At 49.9% G+C, this 3,804-nt stretch carries 1 tRNA gene and 2 rRNA genes; all 3 read right to left on the reverse strand.

What is annotated here, in order from left to right:
* A 23S ribosomal RNA gene (locus ACVRWY_RS09355) occupies positions 1–1,870 on the reverse strand; the annotation flags it as partial.
* A gap of 147 nt (positions 1,871–2,017) precedes the next feature.
* A tRNA-Ala gene (locus tag ACVRWY_RS09360) sits at positions 2,018–2,090 on the reverse strand.
* 56 nt (positions 2,091–2,146) lie between these two features.
* Positions 2,147–3,695 (reverse strand): 16S ribosomal RNA (locus ACVRWY_RS09365).
* Positions 3,696–3,804: the final 109 nt, after the last annotated feature.

Raw genomic sequence — 3,804 nt, forward strand, 5'->3', positions numbered from 1 at the left:
CGCTAAGCACTCCTCTTAACCTTCCAGCACCGGGCAGGCGTCACCCCCTATACATCATCTTACGATTTAGCAGAGAGCTGTGTTTTTGATAAACAGTTGCTTGGGCCTATTCACTGCGGCTGACCTTAAGTCAGCACCCCTTCTCCCGAAGTTACGGGGTCATTTTGCCGAGTTCCTTAACGAGAGTTCTCTCGCTCACCTGAGGCTACTCGCCTCGACTACCTGTGTCGGTTTGCGGTACGGGTAGAGTATGATACAACGCTAGAAGCTTTTCTCGGCAGTGTGACGTCACTAACTTCGCTACTAAACTTCGCTCCCCATCACAGCTCAATGTTATAGGTATAAGCATTTGACTCATACCACACCTCACTGCTTAGACGTGCACTTCCAATCGCACGCTTTAGTTAGCCTACTGCGTCCCTCCATCACTTCATACTCTAGTACAGGAATATCAACCTGTTGGCCATCGGATACACCGTTCGGTCTCTCCTTAGGTCCCGACTAACCCAGGGCGGACGAGCCTTCCCCTGGAAACCTTAGTCTTACGGTGGATGGGATTCTCACCCATCTTTCGCTACTCATACCGGCATTCTCACTTCTATGCGTTCCAGCGCTCCTCACGGTACACCTTCATCACCCATAGAACGCTCTCCTACCATACCTATAAAGGTATCCACAGCTTCGGTAATATGTTTTAGCCCCGGTACATTTTCGGCGCAGGGTCACTCGACTAGTGAGCTATTACGCACTCTTTGAATGAATAGCTGCTTCTAAGCTAACATCCTAGTTGTCTGTGCAACCCCACATCCTTTTCCACTTAACATATATTTTGGGACCTTAGCTGGTGGTCTGGGCTGTTTCCCTTTCGACTACGGATCTTAGCACTCGCAGTCTGACTGCCGACCATAAATCAATGGCATTCGGAGTTTATCTGAGATTGGTAATCCGGGATGGACCCCTCACCCAAACAGTGCTCTACCTCCATGATTCTTAATGTCGACGCTAGCCCTAAAGCTATTTCGGAGAGAACCAGCTATCTCCAAGTTCGTTTGGAATTTCTCCGCTACCCACAAGTCATCCAAGCACTTTTCAACGTGCCCTGGTTCGGTCCTCCAGTGCGTCTTACCGCACCTTCAACCTGCTCATGGGTAGGTCACATGGTTTCGGGTCTACGTCCACGTACTCATTCGCCCTATTCAGACTCGGTTTCCCTACGGCTCCGTCTCTTCAACTTAACCTCGCACGTAAACGTAACTCGCCGGTTCATTCTACAAAAGGCACGCTCTCACCCATTAACGGGCTCGAACTTGTTGTAGGCACACGGTTTCAGGTTCTATTTCACTCCCCTCCCGGGGTGCTTTTCACCTTTCCCTCACGGTACTGGTTCACTATCGGTCACTAGGGAGTATTTAGGGTTGGGAGATGGTCCTCCCAGATTCCGACGAGATTCCACGTGTCTCGCCGTACTCAGGATACTGCTAGGTATAAAGACTATTTCAAATACGAGGCTATTACTCTCTTTGGCCTACCTTCCCAGGTAGTTCTTCTATAATCTTTAAGTCCATATTGCAGTCCTACAACCCCAGAGAGTAAACTCTCTGGTTTGCCCTCCTGCCGTTTCGCTCGCCGCTACTCAGGCAATCGCTTTTGCTTTCTCTTCCTGCAGCTACTTAGATGTTTCAGTTCACTGCGTCTTCCCTCCTCTACCCTTAACAGGTAGGGATACTAGCCATTAGCTAGTGGGTTCCCCCATTCGGACACCTCTGGATCAAAGCTTACTTACAGCTCCCCAAAGCATTTCGTCGTTAGTCACGTCCTTCATCGGCTCCTAGTGCCAAGGCATCCACCGTGCGCCCTTATTAACTTAACCTTATTAACCTAGTTTTTTAAAACTAGAAAACTCATTAAATATTCACAGCGTTTTCGGTTTATTTTCTTGTTACTATTTCATATATTTCTATATGGAATTTGATAGATATTCAATTTTCAATGATCAAACTTGAATCCGTAGATTCAATGGAGCCTAGCGGGATCGAACCGCTGACCTCCTGCGTGCAAAGCAGGCGCTCTCCCAGCTGAGCTAAGGCCCCACAAGACCTCTCAAAACTAAACAAGACGACAAACGGCATTCCGTTATTTTCCTTAGAAAGGAGGTGATCCAGCCGCACCTTCCGATACGGCTACCTTGTTACGACTTCACCCCAATCATCTATCCCACCTTAGGCGGCTGGCTCCTAAAAGGTTACCTCACCGACTTCGGGTGTTACAAACTCTCGTGGTGTGACGGGCGGTGTGTACAAGGCCCGGGAACGTATTCACCGCGGCGTGCTGATCCGCGATTACTAGCGATTCCGACTTCATGTAGGCGAGTTGCAGCCTACAATCCGAACTGAGACTGGCTTTAAGAGATTAGCTTGTCGTCACCGACTTGCGACTCGTTGTACCAGCCATTGTAGCACGTGTGTAGCCCAGGTCATAAGGGGCATGATGATTTGACGTCATCCCCACCTTCCTCCGGTTTATTACCGGCAGTCTCGCTAGAGTGCCCAACTGAATGATGGCAACTAACAATAGGGGTTGCGCTCGTTGCGGGACTTAACCCAACATCTCACGACACGAGCTGACGACAACCATGCACCACCTGTCACCGATGTACCGAAGTAAAACTCTATCTCTAGAGCGGGCATCGGGATGTCAAGACCTGGTAAGGTTCTTCGCGTTGCTTCGAATTAAACCACATGCTCCACCGCTTGTGCGGGCCCCCGTCAATTCCTTTGAGTTTCAACCTTGCGGTCGTACTCCCCAGGCGGAGTGCTTAATGCGTTAGCTGCGGCACTAAGCCCCGGAAAGGGCCTAACACCTAGCACTCATCGTTTACGGCGTGGACTACCAGGGTATCTAATCCTGTTCGCTACCCACGCTTTCGAGCCTCAGCGTCAGTTACAGACCAGAGAGCCGCTTTCGCCACCGGTGTTCCTCCATATATCTACGCATTTCACCGCTACACATGGAATTCCACTCTCCCCTTCTGCACTCAAGTTTGACAGTTTCCAAAGCGTACTATGGTTGAGCCACAGCCTTTAACTTCAGACTTATCAAACCGCCTGCGCTCGCTTTACGCCCAATAAATCCGGACAACGCTCGGGACCTACGTATTACCGCGGCTGCTGGCACGTAGTTAGCCGTCCCTTTCTGGTAAGATACCGTCACTGTGTGAACTTTCCACTCTCACACACGTTCTTCTCTTACAACAGAGCTTTACGATCCGAAAACCTTCTTCACTCACGCGGCGTTGCTCGGTCAGGGTTGCCCCCATTGCCGAAGATTCCCTACTGCTGCCTCCCGTAGGAGTCTGGGCCGTGTCTCAGTCCCAGTGTGGCCGATCACCCTCTCAGGTCGGCTATGTATCGTCGCCTTGGTGAGCCGTTACCTCACCAACTAGCTAATACAACGCAGGTCCATCTCATAGTGAAGCAATTGCCCCTTTCAAGCCTCTAACATGAGTTAAAGACTGTTATGCGGTATTAGCTATCGTTTCCAATAGTTATCCCCCGCTATGAGGTAGGTTACCTACGCGTTACTCACCCGTTCGCAACTCATCCATCCGGTGCAAGCACCAGATTTCAGCGTTCTACTTGCATGTATTAGGCACGCCGCCAGCGTTCGTCCTGAGCCAGGATCAAACTCTCATTAAAAAAGTTTGAGCTCACGCTCTTCTTGTCATCGCTGACTTATTGTTTCTTGACAGGTTACTTTCGTAACCCTGCACGTTTGGTTCGTCTTGTTCAGTTTTCAAAGGTCTTT

Source organism: Streptococcus porcorum, assembly GCF_053203725.1.